The following is a 13952-nucleotide window of genomic DNA, read 5'->3' as shown; positions in this document are numbered from 1 at the left end:
CATGAAACGAACTCCAGTCTCGCTTTCGCTCGCCGCCTCCCGAGGAGGTGCTCAGGGGTTTCGGACGGCCGGGCACCCCTGATATGAGCACCCGCCTGAGCTTCGACCACTTCACCCAATGGATCACCGCCGCCGCTCGCGAGCACTCGCACCAGCTGGCCGACCATGTGCAGGAAAAGACAGGGGCCAGCCGGCGTGCCGTGCAGGCCATGCTCAAGCGTCTGGTCGATTCCGGCTGGCTGATCCGCGAGGGCGGTTTCAGCCACCCGCATTACCGCCCCGGCGCGCTGCGCCAGGTGGTCAGGAGCTATCCGCTCTACGGCTTGCAAGAAGACCTGCCCTGGCAGCGCGACTACGCCCCCAACTTCGCGTTGCCCCCCCATGTGGGGCGGATGGTGCAGCACGCCTTCACGGAGCTGCTGAACAACGCCATCGACCACAGCGGCGGCAGCTCGGTCACAGTCAGTCTGCGCCAGACGCCCACCCATGTGCAGCTGCTGGTCAGCGACGATGGCTGCGGCGTGTTTGAAAAGATCGCCGGCACCTACGACATCCCCGACCCCAATCTGGCCATGCTGGAGCTGAGCAAGGGGCGGCTCACCACCGCGCCGCAGGAACACACCGGCCGCGGCCTGTTTTTCAGCAGCCAGTTGGCCGATGTGTTCGACCTGCACGCCAACGGCACTGCCTACCAGCGCCGCGCCTGGGACGCCAGCGGCTGGCGCCCGGGCAAGGCCCTGCCGCGCCAGGGCACCAGCATTTATTTCGCGGTGGCCCTGGACACCACCCGCACACTCGACCAGGTGCTGGGCGCCTGGAGCATCGATGGCAGCGGCATCGCCTTTGACCGCACCGTCATCAGCCTGCGCTTGCTGGCCGGCCCCGGCCAGGCCCTGGACAGCCGCGCCCAGGCCCGCCGCGTCACCGCGCGGCTGGAACGCTTCAAGCGCGCCGAGATTGACTTCGAGGGCGTGCCCGACATCGGCCACGCCTTTGCCGACGAGTTATTCCGCGTCTTCGGCCTCAATCACCGTGAAGTGGAGCTGGTGCCGGTGAACGCCAACAAGCGCATCCTGGCGCTGATCGAGAACGCGCGCAGCGGTTGAAGCGCGCGGATCAGGGCGCACTGGCCGGTACGGGCGCGGGCTGCGGCGCAGGTTGCGGCACCGCCACTCCGGGCGCCAGCGGAATCTGATCGGCCACCTTCACATCGGTGATGAAGTAGCGCGTGTCACCGAAGCAGGAACCCGGCAGGCCCTTCTTCTGCTCGTAATGCAGGGCGACGCGGCGGCCCATGGCCTCGGTGATGCGTGCCGCCACCGCCTCATCGTGCACGCTGAACTCGAACTTCTCGGGCGCCGCGCCGGGCATGGACACCAGGGCCAGTTCGCCCTCCCAGGTCTTGCAGATCCAGCCCTTCTTGGAAAACTTCTGCACCCAGCCAGCGCGCTCGCCCTCGCTGTAGCTCCAGCTCAAGGCCGCCCAGAAATAGAGCAGGGGCAGCCCGACAAGCAGGGCCAGGACGATCCAGAAAGCGCGGGTTTTCAGCATGGGCGTGACTTAGGTGGCGTAGGGCTAACGCAAAGGGACCGCAGTATCGCCAAGCTGCCGAGGCCGGCCCGCGACAATGCCGGCCGGGCCGCCCGATTCCCAATGCGCGCCGCCGCAGCCAGTCTGCGCCCCACCCTCCCCCACGATCCATGTCCAGCCTGCCTTTGGTGGCCGCCGCGCGTCCGCCTGCCCCCCGTTTTGTCGCCATCGATGCCCTCAAGGCCCTGGCGGCCCAAGTCATCCTGCTGCATCACGCGCTGATCTACGGCCCGCTGGCTGCCGCCCTGGACGGCGGCATGCTGATCGACGCTCTGCAGGATTACGGCCGCTATGCCGTGCAGATCTTCCTGGTGTTGGGGGGTTATCTGGCCGCCCAAGGCCTGGAGCGCGCCCGCAGCCGCCGCACGCCGCTGCTCAATCAACTGCTGCGCCGCCATCTGCGCCTGGCCCTGCCCTTCATGGTGGCCGTGGCCCTGACCCTGCTGCTGCATGCGCTGACCGCGCCCTGGATCCCCGAGCTGCTGCCCCAAGCGATCGAGGCGGAACAACTCTTGGCCCATGCCCTGCTGCTGCACGGCGTGCTCGACCAAGAGGCCCTGACGGTGGGCGCCTGGTACGTGGCCATCGACTTCCAGCTGTTCGCACTGCTGGCCCTGCTGAGCCGCCAACGCCTGGCCGGCGGGTGGCTGCTCGCCCTGACCCTGGCCTCGGCCTATGCCTTCAACCGCTGGAGCGCAGGCGACAACTGGGCGCCCTATTTCTTCGCCGCCTATGGCCTGGGCGTCTGGGTACAGCGCCTGCAGGCCCTGCCGCGCCGCTGGGTGGGCCTGGGTCTGCTCAGCCTGGCCTTGATTGGCGCGCTGGCCCTGGACTTCCGCGGTCGCCTGGCCCTGGCCCTCCTGACCGCCTGGGCTCTAGTCGCAGCCCAATGGCGCAGCCAGCCGCTGGCCTGGCCCGATCGGCTGCAGGCCTGGATCCAGCGCCGTGGCCAGGCCTCCTATGCGCTCTTCCTGGTGCACTTCCCGGTGCTGCTGGCTGCCAACGCCCTGTTCGTGCTCGGCGGTGGCGGCACGCTGCTGGCCTTCACGCTGCTGCTGGGCGCCTGGTGCGCCAGCCAATGGGCCGCGGCGCACTTCCTGCGTCAGGTGGAGCTGCCCACCCTGGCACTGGACCTCCGGCCCCTGTTGGCCCGGCTGGGCGCACTCACCCTGCTGCCCATGGGGGTGGCGGTGCTGCTGCCGGGGAACTAAGGCCGTGGTTTGAGGGCCGCTGACAAGGCCATCAATCTCTCAGCCTCCACGCGATGGCCATAGGCGTCCTCGCCACGCGCCGTCTTCGCCAAGGCCAGGGCCTGCTCGGCGTCGAAGCCGCCGATCTGCGTGCTGCCGCGCAGCCACTGGCCCCAGCCCGCCACGGCGGCGGCCCAGCGCAGCTCGGTCGGGGCCTGGGCCACGGGCTGCAGTGACAGGCGCGGCACCGGCAACTGGTGCAGCTCGCTCTCGGCCTTGCCGGGGCGCTTGAAACGCAGCTTCAGAAAGGCCAGTTCCTGGGCCGCCTTGCCCTTGGCCGAGGCCTTGGGGGCCTGATAGCGCAGCGGGTCCACATTGCCCGCGCCCCCACGCGGCACCCATTCAAACAGGGCCGTCACGCTGTGTCCGGCGCCGATCTCGCCGGCGTCAATCTGGTCGTTGTTGAAGTCCTCGCGCTTGAGGGCGTGCAGCTCGTAGCCGATCAGCCGGTACTCGTCCGCTACGGCGGGGTTGAATTCGATCTGCAGCTTCAAATCGCGGGCGATGGTCTCCAGCGTCGAACGCATCTGCTGGACCAAGACCTTGTGGGCCTCCTGCAGCGAATCCAGGTAGTGGTAGCTGCCGTCGCCTGCATCGGCCAGCTTCTTCATCAGGGCTTCGTTGTAATTGCTGCTGCCCACCCCCAGGGTGGTGAGGCTGACGCCTGCGCGGCGCTGCGTCTCCACCAGGTCCTTCAAGACCTGGGGGTCGGTGATGCCGATGTTCAGGTCGCCATCGGTGGCCAGCAGCACGCGGTTGATACCGCCCGCAATGAAGCCGGCGCGCGCCTGCTCGTAGGCCAGCCGGATGCCGGCCTCGCCATAGGTGCCGCCGCTGGCCTGCAGGCGTTGAATCGCCTGGCTGATCTGCTCGCGCTGGTTGCCGGCCGTGGCCGGCAGCACCACCTGGGTGCCATTGGCATAGCTGACCAGGCTGACGCGGTCTTGCTCGCGCAACTGCCCGGCCAGAAGCTGCAAGGCCGCGCGCACCAGGGGCAGGCGGTCCTCCGGCGCCATCGAGCCCGAAACATCGACCAAAAACACCAGATTGACCGGTGGCAGCAGGCTGCGCGCGGGGTCGCGCCCCTTGATGCCGATGCGCAGCAGGCCGCGCCCGGCATGCCAGGGTGAGACAGCCTGCTGCAGGCTCACGCGAAAGGGCATGGCCTCGTCGGCCGCCGGCAAGGGGTCGTCATAGCCGAAGTAATTCACCAACTCCTCGACCCGCACGGCATCACGCGGCGGCAGTTGCCCCCGGTTGATGAAGCGCCGCACATTGGCATAGGAGCCGGTGTCCACGCTGGCACTGAAGGTGGACACGGGCTGCTCGCTGACGCGCTGCCAGGGGTTGTCGGCGAAGGCGCTGTACTTGGCGGTCGTGGGGGCCGGTGAGGGCAAATAGGGTCTGGCCAACGGCGCGGGCGCGGGCACGGGCGCCGGTGACGGCGGCGGCAGTGCCGACTGCGTGACGATCGCCTGCGGTGGTGGCTTCGACACCATGGGCTGCGGCGTAATCGCGGAACCCGTGACCGGCAAACGCTCCAGGCTCGAGTCGGCCTCGTTCTGTGCGGCCGGCGCCTTCGCGGCGGTGGTCTCGGCGGGAGGGGTGGGCGTTCCGCAGGCCAGCAAGCTGCCTGCCAGCATCAGGGCCCAGCATCGGGTCCACATCGATCGAATCCTCATCAGCGCACTCCCCATCACTTGAATTTGAATTCCTGCTGCGCCAGCTGCCAGCCCAAGCCCGCCACGCGCGGCGCCAAGGCGCCTTGCGCCACCGCCTGCGCGCTGCTGGCCGTGCCCTGGCGAGCGCGGGCGGCCACCCCTTGCATGATGGCGGCCAGGCGGAAGAGGTTGTAGGCGAAATAGAAGTTCCACCGACTGCCCACGGTGAGCCCGGTGCGGGCCTCATAGCGCGCGCAATAGTCGGCCAAGCTGGGAATGCCCAAGGCGGCCAGGTCTTCGCCGGCCAGGCCGCGCATCGGGCCGGGCGGGGCCACCCAGGCCAGTGCGTGGTACGCAAAGTCGGCCAGCGGGTCGCCCAGGGTCGAGAGCTCCCAGTCCAACACCCCGAGCACGCGCGCGTTGCCGCGCTCGAACACCAGGTTGTCGAGACGGAAGTCGCCGTGCAGCAGCCGGGTCTGCACCGTCTCGGGCGCGGGGGCGTTGGCGGGCAACCACTCGATCAGTCGCTCCATCGCCTCGATCGGCGCCTCCTTGAATTCGGAGGCGCGGTATTGCTTGGTCCAACGGCCCAACTGGCGGTCGTAGTAGTTGCCGGGCGCGCCGAAGTCGCTCAAGCCCCAGCGCACCAGATCCACCGAGTGGATGGCGGCGATGGTGGTGTTCATCGCGTCAAAGATCGCTGCACGCTGCTCCGGACTGTGAGCGGGCAGGCGCGGGTCCCAATGCACCTCGCCATCCAGCATCTGCATCACATAAAAGGCGCGGCCGAGCAGGGCTTCGTCCTCGTGCAGCAACAGGATCTCGGGCACCGGCACGGCGGAGCCGGCCAGGGCGCGCTGCACCCGCACCTCGCGCTCAATGGCATGGGCCGAAGGCAGCAGATCCGCCTTTGCCGCCGGCTTGCAGCGCATCACATAGCTGGCCCCTGGCGTGCTGAGCCGGAAGGTCGGGTTGCTCTGCCCGCCGTTGAAGCGTTCGGCGCTCAGGGGCCCTTCAAACCCGGGCAGCTCGCGGGCCAACAAGGCCTGCAGCGCCGACAGATCCAACCAAGTCTCGTTCGCCGGGCGGCTGCCCGAAAAGCTGCTCATGAGCGCCCCTAGTTCGCATCGAAGAAGAAGGCCTGGACGATCAGGCCATCGCAGACCTCATAGGCCGCCATGACCTCAAAAGGCTCAGCGCGCACACCGTGCACGCGCTCATGATCAAAGACCTTGTTGCCCACCACCAGGCGGCCCAAGAGCTCGGCATGGAGATCCGGCAGGTTGAAGCGGTTCTTGGCGTAGTGCGCACTCAAGGCCGCGCGGCCGCGCAGCACGGGCTCGGCGGCCGGCGGACGAAAAAGCACGAAGTCATCGGCATAGCAGGCCACGAAACGTGCCAGGTCGCGGGCGTTGTAGGCGTCGAGCTGCTCTTGGGCAATTTGGGCGGGCGTCATGCCGCCAGCGTAGCTGAACCCCAAGCGCAGTTTGCCCACAGCCCTCAGGGAGCTGGGTCCCCAGCGCGTTCGGCTTCAGCGCGCCGCAACTGCTCCAACTCAGGTCGCAAGCGCTGCGAGGCGGCGTCCAGACGCGGCAGCCAAGTCAGCCACTCGCTGCCTTTGGCCGCCGCAAAGTAGACGCCGCCGTGATGGACCGGCACCGGCAACACGGTCGTGCCGGACAGGTCGGCCCCGGTGCTGCGCAGCACGGCCGCCGCCGAGCGTGCGTCATCGCCGCGCGCGGTCAACAAGATGGCATCGCAGCGGCGCGCGCGCAGCATGCGCAACAGGCCATCGATGCGTTGATCGGCCTCGGTCAGCAGGCGCATGCGTGGGCGCAGGGCCTCGAACGCATCGCCATAGCGCGCTGCCCGCGCCACACAGACGCGCCGTTCCAGCAAGTCCTCGGGCCCACCCACCGCGAACTCCTCACCCTGGCGCGAGAGCACCCAAACATGCGTGCTGACCAGGCTGCGGCCAAACTCGAAGTGCTGCTCGCGCGCCGTGGTGCGGTCGAGCGCGAAGATCAGTCCCTGACCCCGCTCGGCCAGCAATTGCGCCCGTCCCCAGGGCAGCACCTGGATGTCCCAGCGCAGCCCGGCCACCTCAGCCAGACGATCCAGGGTGCGACGCCAGACCGGGCGGTTGGAGGTCTCGCCGATGAAAAGTGGCACGGTGGGTGGCTTGGCGTCCTGCGCCCACAGCGGCGTCCATGCTGCCGCCGGCACACATGCCGCCGCCAGCAGGGCGCGCCGCCCGCACCGCTCCGACATCAGCCGACCCGGCAGACTTTCAGCATATTGGTGCCGCCGGGATAGCCCATCGGCTCGCCGCAGGTGATCGCATAGGTGTCACCCGGCATCAGCACGCCGCGCTCCACCAGCAACTTCTCGGCCGCCAGCAGGGCCGCATCGCGGTCCTCATAGCGCGGCATCAAGAGCGGCTGGACATTGCGATAAAGGCCCATCTTGCGCTGGCTGGCCAGTTGGGTGGTGAGTGCAAAGATCGGCACATGAATGCGGTGCCGGCTCATCCATAGCGCGGTGGAGCCCGATTCGGTGAGCGCCAGGATGGCCTTGCAGCCCAGATGGTGGGCGGTGAAGAGCGCGCCCATGGCGATCGACTGGTCGATGCGCGCGAAGCGGCGATCGGCGAAATCGGTCTCGATGCTGACGTACTCGGCGCGCTCGGCTTCGAGTGCGATGGCGGCCATCTGCTCGATGGTCTCGACCGGATATTTGCCCGCGGCCGTCTCGGCACTCAGCATCACGGCGTCGGTGCCGTCCAGCACGGCATTGGCCACGTCGCTCACCTCGGCGCGCGTGGGCACCGGGTTGACGATCATGCTCTCCATCATCTGCGTGGCGGTGATGGTCAGCTTGTCCATCTCGGCGGCCATCTTGATCATGCGCTTTTGCAGCGCCGGCACGGCCGCGTTGCCGACCTCCACCGCCAAGTCACCCCGCGCCACCATGATGCCGTCGCTGACCTTGAGGATGGCCTCCAACTGCGGGATCGCCTCGCTGCGCTCGATCTTGGCGATCAGCGCCGGCTTGTGTCGGTAGGCCTCGCCGGCCACATTGGCGAGTTGGCGCGCCAGCTCCATGTCGGTGGCACTCTTGGGGAAGCTCACCGCCAGGTATTCGCACTGGAAGGACATCGCCGTCTTGATGTCCTCCATGTCCTTGCCGGTGAGCGCCGGGGCGGTCAGACCGCCGCCTTGCTTGTTGATGCCCTTGTTGTTGGACAGCTCACCGCCCACCTTGACCACGGTGTGCACGGCCGCTCCCCGCACGGCCTCGACCGTCAGGACGATCAGGCCATCGTTCAGCAGCAGGGTGTCACCCGGCTTCACATCGCGCGGCAGCTCCTTGTAGTCCAGGCCCACGGCGTTCACATCGCCCAGCTCGCTGCGGTCGGCATCCAGCACGAAAGGCGCGCCGTTTTCCAGCATCACACGCCCTTCAGCAAACTTGCCCACGCGGATCTTGGGGCCCTGCAGATCGGCCATCAGCGCGACCTCTTTGCCCACGCGCTTGGCCGCCTCGCGCACCAGATTGGCGCGGTCGATGTGGTCCTGCGCCTTGCCATGGCTGAAGTTCAGCCGCACCACATCGACGCCGGCGCGGATCATGCGCTCCAGAATTTCCGGCGTGGACGAGGCGGGGCCGAGGGTGGCGACGATCTTGGTGGCACGGCTCATGATGTAACTCGGTTACTTAATTTCGCGATTATGCGATTACATCCGCGGGCACTGGCTGCGGAGCATGCGTCAGCAGCAGCGTACGCGCAAACTGCGCGCCGGCTTGATCAACCGCGTGCTCCAGGGCCGCTTCCACTTGGGCCCGAAGCTCGGGTTCCGCCTGCCCCTGCGCCCAGCCCAGACGAAGGCGTGTGAAGTCACGCAGATACGGGTCCAGCATCAGGCTACCGGCCCCCTCGAGCCAACGCTGGGCAGCCTGGACCTCGCCTTGGGACGCCAAGAAGCCCGCCACGGGCAGCAAGTAGTGGCCCTGCAGACTCACGGGCACACAGCTCAATTGGCTGCTCACCAGCAAATCCGCCAGTTCGCCGTAATGGCGCATCGCCTGCTCGGGTTCATTTCGGTCTTCCGCATGGATGGCACGCAACAAGCTCACCATGGCCCGCACATCCGCCGACTCGGCGCGCTGCGCCGCCCGCGCCAACAAGGCCGGATCCCAGTCGGCATAGCGTGAACCGCCGGCCCCTTGCGCGCTCAAGGCCGCACACAGCAGCCGGGCCTCGCTGTCCCCCGACCCGCGCAGCAAGCCCAGCAAGTGCCCGCCATCGGTGACAAAGCCCTGCACCCGCAGCGGCAGCAGGTTCACCAGGCCCAACACCAGGGACACCGCGGCAAATCCGAGGACCAACAGGAGCGTCCAGCCGCGCCACTGCGCAGCCAGCCCCAGGGCCAGTCCAGCGCTGAGCAGATTGATCACCACCCCTCCGGACAGATACAGAGCCCAGTCTCTGCGCCGCGTGTACTCGGGGTGCGGGCTCATCAAGGCCAGGCCGCCGGGATGAGGTACGCGGCTTCGCGAGAGGCGCAAAGGGCCGAAGTCCAGCTGCCAGCGTCCCACCAACATGGCGCGGGCCTTGAAACCGGCCAGACGGCCCGCCACCAGATGGCCGATCTCGTGCAGCCAAAGCGGGGCCTGCAGGGTGGGCAGGGCCAGCAAGACCACCAGCACCCAATCCCAGAGACCGAATTCGGCCCAGGCCACACGCTCCAGCGCCCGCCCCAGCACGGCCGGCTCCCAGAATGCGAACAGCGCCCCCACCAGGCCGCCACCCAGCACGCCGGGCAACTGGCGGCGCCAGGCACGCCGCTGCGTTTGATCAACGCGGGGCGGCGGGCCGGCGCGCAGCGCGGGGCTGAGCCCGTCGGTCAAACCTGAGCGCGCTTGGCCAGGATCTCAAACGCCGGCAGGGTCTTGCCTTCCAGCACTTCCAGGAAGGCGCCGCCGCCGGTGCTGATGTAGCTGACCTGATCGGTGATGCCGTACTTGGCAATCGCAGCCAAGGTGTCGCCGCCGCCGGCGATCGAGAAGGCCGAGGACTCGGCAATGGCGCGGGCGATGGTTTCGGTGCCGTGGGCGAAGGCATCGAACTCGAACACGCCCACGGGGCCGTTCCAGACGATGGTGCCCGCCGCCTTCAGTTGCTCAGCCAGCAGGGCTGCGGTCTGGGGGCCGATGTCCAGGATCAGGTCGTCATCGGCCACTTCGCTGGCCGCCTTCACGGTGGCCGGGGCATCAGCGGCAAAGGTCTTGGCGCAGACCACATCCACGGGAATCGGCACCGCCGCGCCGCGCGCCTTCATGGCCTCGATCACGGCCTTGGCTTCGCCCAGCAGATCGGGCTCGGCCAAGCTCTTACCGATCTTCAGGCCCGCCGCCAGCATGAAGGTGTTGGCGATGCCGCCACCCACGATCAGGCCGTCCACCTTGGCCGAGAGCGCCTGCAGGATGGTCAGCTTGGTGCTGACCTTGGAGCCGGCCACGATGGCCACGAGCGGACGCTTGGGGTTGGCCAGGGCCTGGCTGATGGCGTCGATCTCGGCGGCCAACAGCGGGCCGGCGCATGCAATGGGGGCGAACTGCGCGATGCCGTAGGTCGTGCCTTCGGCGCGGTGGGCGGTACCAAAGGCGTCGTGCACAAAGATGTCGCAGAGCGCACCCAGCTTCTTGGCCAGCTCTTCGTTGTTCTTCTTTTCACCCTTGTTCAGGCGGCAGTTCTCCAGCAGCACCAATTCACCGGGCGCCACCTGCACGCCGTCCACCCAATTGGCCACCAGCTTGACGGGGCGGCCCAGCAGCTCGGCCATGCGCTCGGCCACGGGGGCCAGCGAGTCCTCGGGCTTGAACTCGCCTTCCGTGGGGCGACCCAGATGGGAGGTCACCATCACGGCCGCGCCGGCTTCCAGGGCCATGCGGATAGCCGGCAGCGAGGCGCGAATGCGCGTGTCCTCGGTGATGCGCCCCGCATCGTCTTGAGGGACGTTCAGGTCGGCGCGAATGAAGACGCGGCGGCCGGCCACTTGGCCTTGCGCGATCAGGTCGGAGAAGCGAATGACTTTCATGGTGACAACTCAGTAGAGAAAGAAAAAGATTACCAACCCAGGCCCAGGCGCAGGGTGAGCAGCACGGCCATGCCCACAACCATGGTGCCGAGGATGCCGCGGCGCCAGAAGTAGTACAGGCTGGCCACCAGCACCGCCGGCCAGCGCGGGTCGCGCCAGGTCGTGATGAGCTCGCCCTGGGTCATCAGGACCTCGGGGGCGATCACGGCCACCAGGGCCGCCAGGGGGGCGAACTTGAGGGCCTCGCGCGCCCAGGCCGGCAGGGGCCAGGGCTTGTCGCTGATCAGGAAGAAGCCGCGCGTCAGCACCGTCACGGCCGTGAGCCCGGCGATGGCCAACCAGACCAGGGTGTCATTCATCGGCGGGCCCGCTCCAGCACATGGCCGGTCACGCAGGCCGCCACGATGGCGGCCACGATGTAGAGCTTTAGCGGCAGCCCGTATGTCAGCAGCGCCACGCCTGCGGCCACCGCCGCCACCGCCCACTGGGCGCGCTCGGTCGCCAGGGAATAGCTCAGACCCAGCAGAGCCAGAACCCCGGCGAAGCCCAGACCCCAGTGGCTGGGAATTTGCTCGGCCGCCAGGATGCCGGCCACCGAGGCGATCTGCCAGGCCCCCCAGTTAACGCTCAAGGCGCCCCAGAAGTAGGGCAGCTGGCGCTCATCGGGCGCTGCCTCAGGGAAGCGGCGCACAAAGTTCACAAAGGTGAGGTCCCCGGCCGCGTACAGCATGGCCAGGCGGCGGACGCGCGGCAGGTGGCCGAAATAGCCGCGCCAGCGCGCGCTGAAGATCACGAAACGCAGGTTGACGCAAAAACCTGTGGCCAGGATGACCCACAAGGGGGCGCCGGCCACCAGCAAGGGCAGTGCTGCCAGCTGCGCGCTACCGGCAAACACCAGCAGGGTCATGGCCAAGGCCTGGGCCAGGCTAAGCCCACTCTTGACCATGGCCACCCCCGTCACCAGGCCCCAGGCGGCAATGCCCAGGGCGGGCGCCGCCATTTCACGGGCGCCCAGTTGGAACTCGGGGTGGCGCCACAGGGCGCGAGGAAGGGTGTTCAAAGCGGCGGCATTCTCGCCGCCGCGCTAAGGAGGGTCTGCTTAGAGCCGCGAAATCGAGCCGCTGCCCGCCACGCTCTGGCTGACCTCGGCCGTGCCGCGGTAGCGCACGTCGCCGCTGCCAGCGATCGAGATCTTGAGCTTCTTATTGGCCTGCACCTCGGCATCGCCGCTGCCGGCGATCGAGACCTTGACGTCATCGCCCGCCAGCTCGGCCGCGCGCACGTCACCCCGGCCGGCGATCGACACCGCCAATTCGTTCGTGCGACCGGCGGCTTCAATCTGGCCGTTACCCGCCACATCCATCTTCAAGCTGCCAATCTCCAGCTGCTGGCCCTTGACGCTGCCGGTGCCGGCAATGCTGAACACCAGCTTGTCGCTCTTCATCGCCAGCACCTCGGCCTTGCCCGAACCCGCCAGCGAAAGGGCTCGCAGGGTGGCCATGTCGACCTCGATGCGCAGCGGCTGCTTGGAGGCCAGCGCATAGCCGCGCTTCACCTGGACTTGCAGGGTGCGCCCCTTGCTGCCCTCGACCACCTTGGTTTCGACATAGGGCAGCAGATTGCCATCAGCCTCCAACTCCAAGCGCTGCGTGGTGGACTGCTTGACCTTGATCTCAAAAGAACCGGCCAGGCTGATGGCGTCGAAGCTCTCAACGCTGCGCGCCTCGCGCTTGATCTGGCCGTCGCCCTTCACGGCTTCACCGCGTTCGTGGCTGGACCAAGCCAGCGCCATGGCGCTGAAGCCCAGGGCCGCGGTGGCCGTGGCAGTCAGGAGTGAACGACGAATCAGTGCGCGGCGGGCGAGGGTCATGGGAAGCTCCGAAGGGGTTGGGATGGCGGCATCCTCGTCGCCCCTAGCCAGCCCGCCCAGCGCCCTGCGACCATCTGCAAAAAAGGCGGCTTGAACTGCTGCTGCAGTGGCCCACCGCGCCGCCCACGACCGCACTCAGTGCGAAGCGGTCTTGCTGGCCTTGTCCGGCTTATCCGCCTTGGCGGCTTTGTCGGCCTTGTCAGCCTTCTTGGGGGTCGGCTCTTCTTCCTCTTCGTCGGCCTTGGGCTTCTTGGGCTCCGGGCGCGGCACCACCGGTGCCACGCCTTCGAGCTTGTTCTCGCGCATGTATTCGTCCATCTCGCGCCAGCCCGTGTACACCGCCGACTTATTGGCCTTGGGGTTCAGGGTGTAGCAGTCCTCGATGGCGCGCATGGCGTGCCGGCAGGCTGAGCCGATGGCCTTGCCCTCGGCCTCCTTGGCCGCCGCCACCTTGGCCGGGTCCTCGATACCCAATTGCTCACAGCCAACCAGCAAGGCCAGCAGCGGGGCAAGGGAAAGAGAGAGACGCATGGCTGGTTTTCGGCGGACCGCCCCCGCCGCTTGAGCCCGAAAAGCCCGGGCTTTAGCGCCCATTTCGCGCCATCGCCAGCAAGCGGGCCACCCGCTCTTCGGTGCGCGGGTGGGTGCTGAACAGGCTGCGCAGCCCGCCGCCGGCCAGCGGATTCATGATCATCATCTGCGCCGTCTCGGGGTGGGCTTCGGCAGCCGGCAGGTGCATGCCCTGGGCGTAGCGGTGGATCTTGTCCAGAGCGCTGGCCAGCGCCTCGGGGTCGCCGGAGATCTCGGCGCCGCCGCGGTCGGCCTCGAACTCGCGCGAGCGGCTGATGGCCATCTGGATCAGGCCCGCCGCCATCGGCGCCAGGATGGCCACGGCCAGGCCCACCAGCGGGTTGGCCGGCCGGCCTTCGCTATCGCGACCACCAAACAGCATGCCGAAATTGGCCAGCGCGGAGATGGCGCCCGCCATGGTGGCGCTGATGGTGGAGATCAGGATGTCGCGATGCTTCACATGTGCAAGCTCATGCGCCATCACGCCGCGCAGCTCACGCTCGGACAGCACGCGCAGGATGCCGGTGGTGGCGGCCACCGCCGCATGGCTGGGGTTGCGGCCGGTCGCAAAGGCGTTGGGGGCTTGCTCGTCAATCAGGTAGACACGCGGCATTGGCAGCTGGGCGCGCGCCGCCAGCTCCTGCACCATGGCGTAGAAGCGCGGCGCGCTCTGGGCGTCCACCTCCCGGGCGTTGTACATCTTCAGCACCATGCGGTCCGAGAACCAGTAGCTGAAGAAGTTCATGCCCAGCGCGAACAGCAAGGCCAGCATCATCCCGGTCTGACCGCCCAGCAGCTGCCCGCACACCATGAACAGGGCGGTGATGGCGGCCATCAGGATGGCGGTCTTCATCAGATTGAACATGGCAAGGCTCCGTGATTCAGCGGGGAAACGGTCCGGTAGATGAGG

The 13952-nt window shown here is 67.9% G+C and carries 15 protein-coding genes; 2 read left to right on the top strand and 13 right to left on the bottom strand.

Annotation, left to right across the window (positions count from 1 at the left end; genetic code table 11):
* Positions 1 to 83 precede the first annotated feature (83 nt).
* On the top strand, positions 84 to 1106 hold the full coding sequence (locus tag FF090_RS03535; protein WP_138855418.1) for an STAS-like domain-containing protein: 1023 nt from the start codon (positions 84 to 86) through the stop codon (positions 1104 to 1106).
* Positions 1107 to 1116: 10 nt separating this feature from the next.
* On the opposite strand, the gene FF090_RS03530 is transcribed toward FF090_RS03535, so the two are convergent.
* Positions 1117 to 1551: a DUF8785 domain-containing protein gene (locus FF090_RS03530; protein ID WP_138855417.1), complete on the bottom strand. Its 435-nt coding sequence runs from the start codon at positions 1549 to 1551 to the stop codon at positions 1117 to 1119.
* 149 nt (positions 1552 to 1700) lie between these two features.
* On the opposite strand from FF090_RS03530, the gene FF090_RS03525 reads away from it, so the two are divergent.
* Positions 1701 to 2801, top strand: coding sequence for an acyltransferase family protein (locus tag FF090_RS03525; RefSeq protein ID WP_138855416.1), 1101 nt, complete (start codon positions 1701 to 1703; stop codon positions 2799 to 2801).
* On the opposite strand, the gene FF090_RS03520 is transcribed toward FF090_RS03525, so the two are convergent.
* From FF090_RS03520 to htpX, 12 genes are all read right to left on the bottom strand, one after another.
* Positions 2798 to 4522, bottom strand: a complete 1725-nt coding sequence (locus FF090_RS03520; protein ID WP_138855415.1) for a vWA domain-containing protein — start codon at positions 4520 to 4522, stop codon at positions 2798 to 2800. The two genes, FF090_RS03525 and FF090_RS03520, sit on opposite strands and share 4 nt — an antisense overlap.
* A 14-nt stretch (positions 4523 to 4536) precedes the next feature.
* Entirely contained in the window at positions 4537 to 5610 is a 1074-nt protein-coding gene (locus FF090_RS03515; RefSeq protein ID WP_138855414.1) for a phosphotransferase family protein, read from the bottom strand.
* 8 nt (positions 5611 to 5618) lie between these two features.
* Positions 5619 to 5957 carry a nuclear transport factor 2 family protein gene (locus FF090_RS03510; protein ID WP_138855413.1) on the bottom strand — a complete coding sequence of 113 codons (339 nt, stop codon included), beginning with the start codon at positions 5955 to 5957 and terminating at the stop codon, positions 5619 to 5621.
* Between the two features lie 44 nt (positions 5958 to 6001).
* Complete coding sequence (locus FF090_RS03505) at positions 6002 to 6772, bottom strand: substrate-binding periplasmic protein (RefSeq protein ID WP_138855412.1); 771 nt, start codon at positions 6770 to 6772, stop codon at positions 6002 to 6004.
* Positions 6772 to 8202: a pyruvate kinase gene (pyk, locus tag FF090_RS03500; protein ID WP_138855411.1), complete on the bottom strand. Its 1431-nt coding sequence runs from the start codon at positions 8200 to 8202 to the stop codon at positions 6772 to 6774. Before pyk ends, FF090_RS03505 begins: the two co-directional genes overlap by 1 nt.
* A gap of 28 nt (positions 8203 to 8230) precedes the next feature.
* Positions 8231 to 9412 carry a zinc metalloprotease gene (locus tag FF090_RS03495; protein ID WP_138855410.1) on the bottom strand — a complete coding sequence of 394 codons (1182 nt, stop codon included), beginning with the start codon at positions 9410 to 9412 and terminating at the stop codon, positions 8231 to 8233.
* Positions 9409 to 10602 carry a phosphoglycerate kinase gene (locus tag FF090_RS03490; protein WP_138855409.1) on the bottom strand — a complete coding sequence of 398 codons (1194 nt, stop codon included), beginning with the start codon at positions 10600 to 10602 and terminating at the stop codon, positions 9409 to 9411. The genes FF090_RS03495 and FF090_RS03490 overlap by 4 nt, the downstream gene beginning before the upstream one ends.
* Positions 10603 to 10631: 29 nt before the next feature.
* Positions 10632 to 10961 carry a branched-chain amino acid transport AzlD family protein gene (locus tag FF090_RS03485; RefSeq protein WP_138855408.1) on the bottom strand — a complete coding sequence of 110 codons (330 nt, stop codon included), beginning with the start codon at positions 10959 to 10961 and terminating at the stop codon, positions 10632 to 10634.
* On the bottom strand, positions 10958 to 11662 hold the full coding sequence (locus FF090_RS03480; RefSeq protein WP_375137403.1) for an AzlC family ABC transporter permease: 705 nt from the start codon (positions 11660 to 11662) through the stop codon (positions 10958 to 10960). The genes FF090_RS03485 and FF090_RS03480 overlap by 4 nt, the downstream gene beginning before the upstream one ends.
* Positions 11663 to 11701: 39 nt before the next feature.
* Entirely contained in the window at positions 11702 to 12472 is a 771-nt protein-coding gene (locus FF090_RS03475) for a head GIN domain-containing protein (protein ID WP_138855407.1), read from the bottom strand.
* A gap of 135 nt (positions 12473 to 12607) precedes the next feature.
* Positions 12608 to 13003 (bottom strand): hypothetical protein, encoded by a 396-nt coding sequence (locus tag FF090_RS03470; protein ID WP_138855406.1) that lies wholly within the window; start codon positions 13001 to 13003, stop codon positions 12608 to 12610.
* A gap of 52 nt (positions 13004 to 13055) precedes the next feature.
* A complete protein-coding gene (gene htpX / locus FF090_RS03465; protein ID WP_138855405.1) occupies positions 13056 to 13907 on the bottom strand; it encodes a zinc metalloprotease HtpX in 852 nt (283 codons plus the stop codon).
* Positions 13908 to 13952: the final 45 nt, after the last annotated feature.

It is taken from the genome of Inhella inkyongensis, from assembly GCF_005952805.1.
In the GTDB taxonomy this organism is placed as follows: domain Bacteria; phylum Pseudomonadota; class Gammaproteobacteria; order Burkholderiales; family Burkholderiaceae_C; genus Inhella; species Inhella inkyongensis.
Note: the sequence above shows the minus strand (reverse complement) of the source record. Positions and strands in the feature narration are given on the sequence as shown.

What these genes read in the sequence shown, in the direction of transcription:
- FF090_RS03535 (WP_138855418.1), top strand. Translation starts at nt 84, where the DNA reads ATGAGCACCCGCCTGAGCTTCGACCACTTCACCCAATGGATCACCGCC.
- FF090_RS03530 (WP_138855417.1), bottom strand. Translation starts at nt 1,551, where the DNA reads ATGCTGAAAACCCGCGCTTTCTGGATCGTCCTGGCCCTGCTTGTCGGG.
- FF090_RS03525 (WP_138855416.1), top strand. Translation starts at nt 1,701, where the DNA reads ATGTCCAGCCTGCCTTTGGTGGCCGCCGCGCGTCCGCCTGCCCCCCGT.
- FF090_RS03520 (WP_138855415.1), bottom strand. Translation starts at nt 4,522, where the DNA reads ATGAGGATTCGATCGATGTGGACCCGATGCTGGGCCCTGATGCTGGCA.
- FF090_RS03515 (WP_138855414.1), bottom strand. Translation starts at nt 5,610, where the DNA reads ATGAGCAGCTTTTCGGGCAGCCGCCCGGCGAACGAGACTTGGTTGGAT.
- FF090_RS03510 (WP_138855413.1), bottom strand. Translation starts at nt 5,957, where the DNA reads ATGACGCCCGCCCAAATTGCCCAAGAGCAGCTCGACGCCTACAACGCC.
- FF090_RS03505 (WP_138855412.1), bottom strand. Translation starts at nt 6,772, where the DNA reads ATGTCGGAGCGGTGCGGGCGGCGCGCCCTGCTGGCGGCGGCATGTGTG.
- pyk (WP_138855411.1), bottom strand. Translation starts at nt 8,202, where the DNA reads ATGAGCCGTGCCACCAAGATCGTCGCCACCCTCGGCCCCGCCTCGTCC.
- FF090_RS03490 (WP_138855409.1), bottom strand. Translation starts at nt 10,602, where the DNA reads ATGAAAGTCATTCGCTTCTCCGACCTGATCGCGCAAGGCCAAGTGGCC.
- FF090_RS03485 (WP_138855408.1), bottom strand. Translation starts at nt 10,961, where the DNA reads ATGAATGACACCCTGGTCTGGTTGGCCATCGCCGGGCTCACGGCCGTG.
- FF090_RS03475 (WP_138855407.1), bottom strand. Translation starts at nt 12,472, where the DNA reads ATGACCCTCGCCCGCCGCGCACTGATTCGTCGTTCACTCCTGACTGCC.
- FF090_RS03470 (WP_138855406.1), bottom strand. Translation starts at nt 13,003, where the DNA reads ATGCGTCTCTCTCTTTCCCTTGCCCCGCTGCTGGCCTTGCTGGTTGGC.
- htpX (WP_138855405.1), bottom strand. Translation starts at nt 13,907, where the DNA reads ATGTTCAATCTGATGAAGACCGCCATCCTGATGGCCGCCATCACCGCC.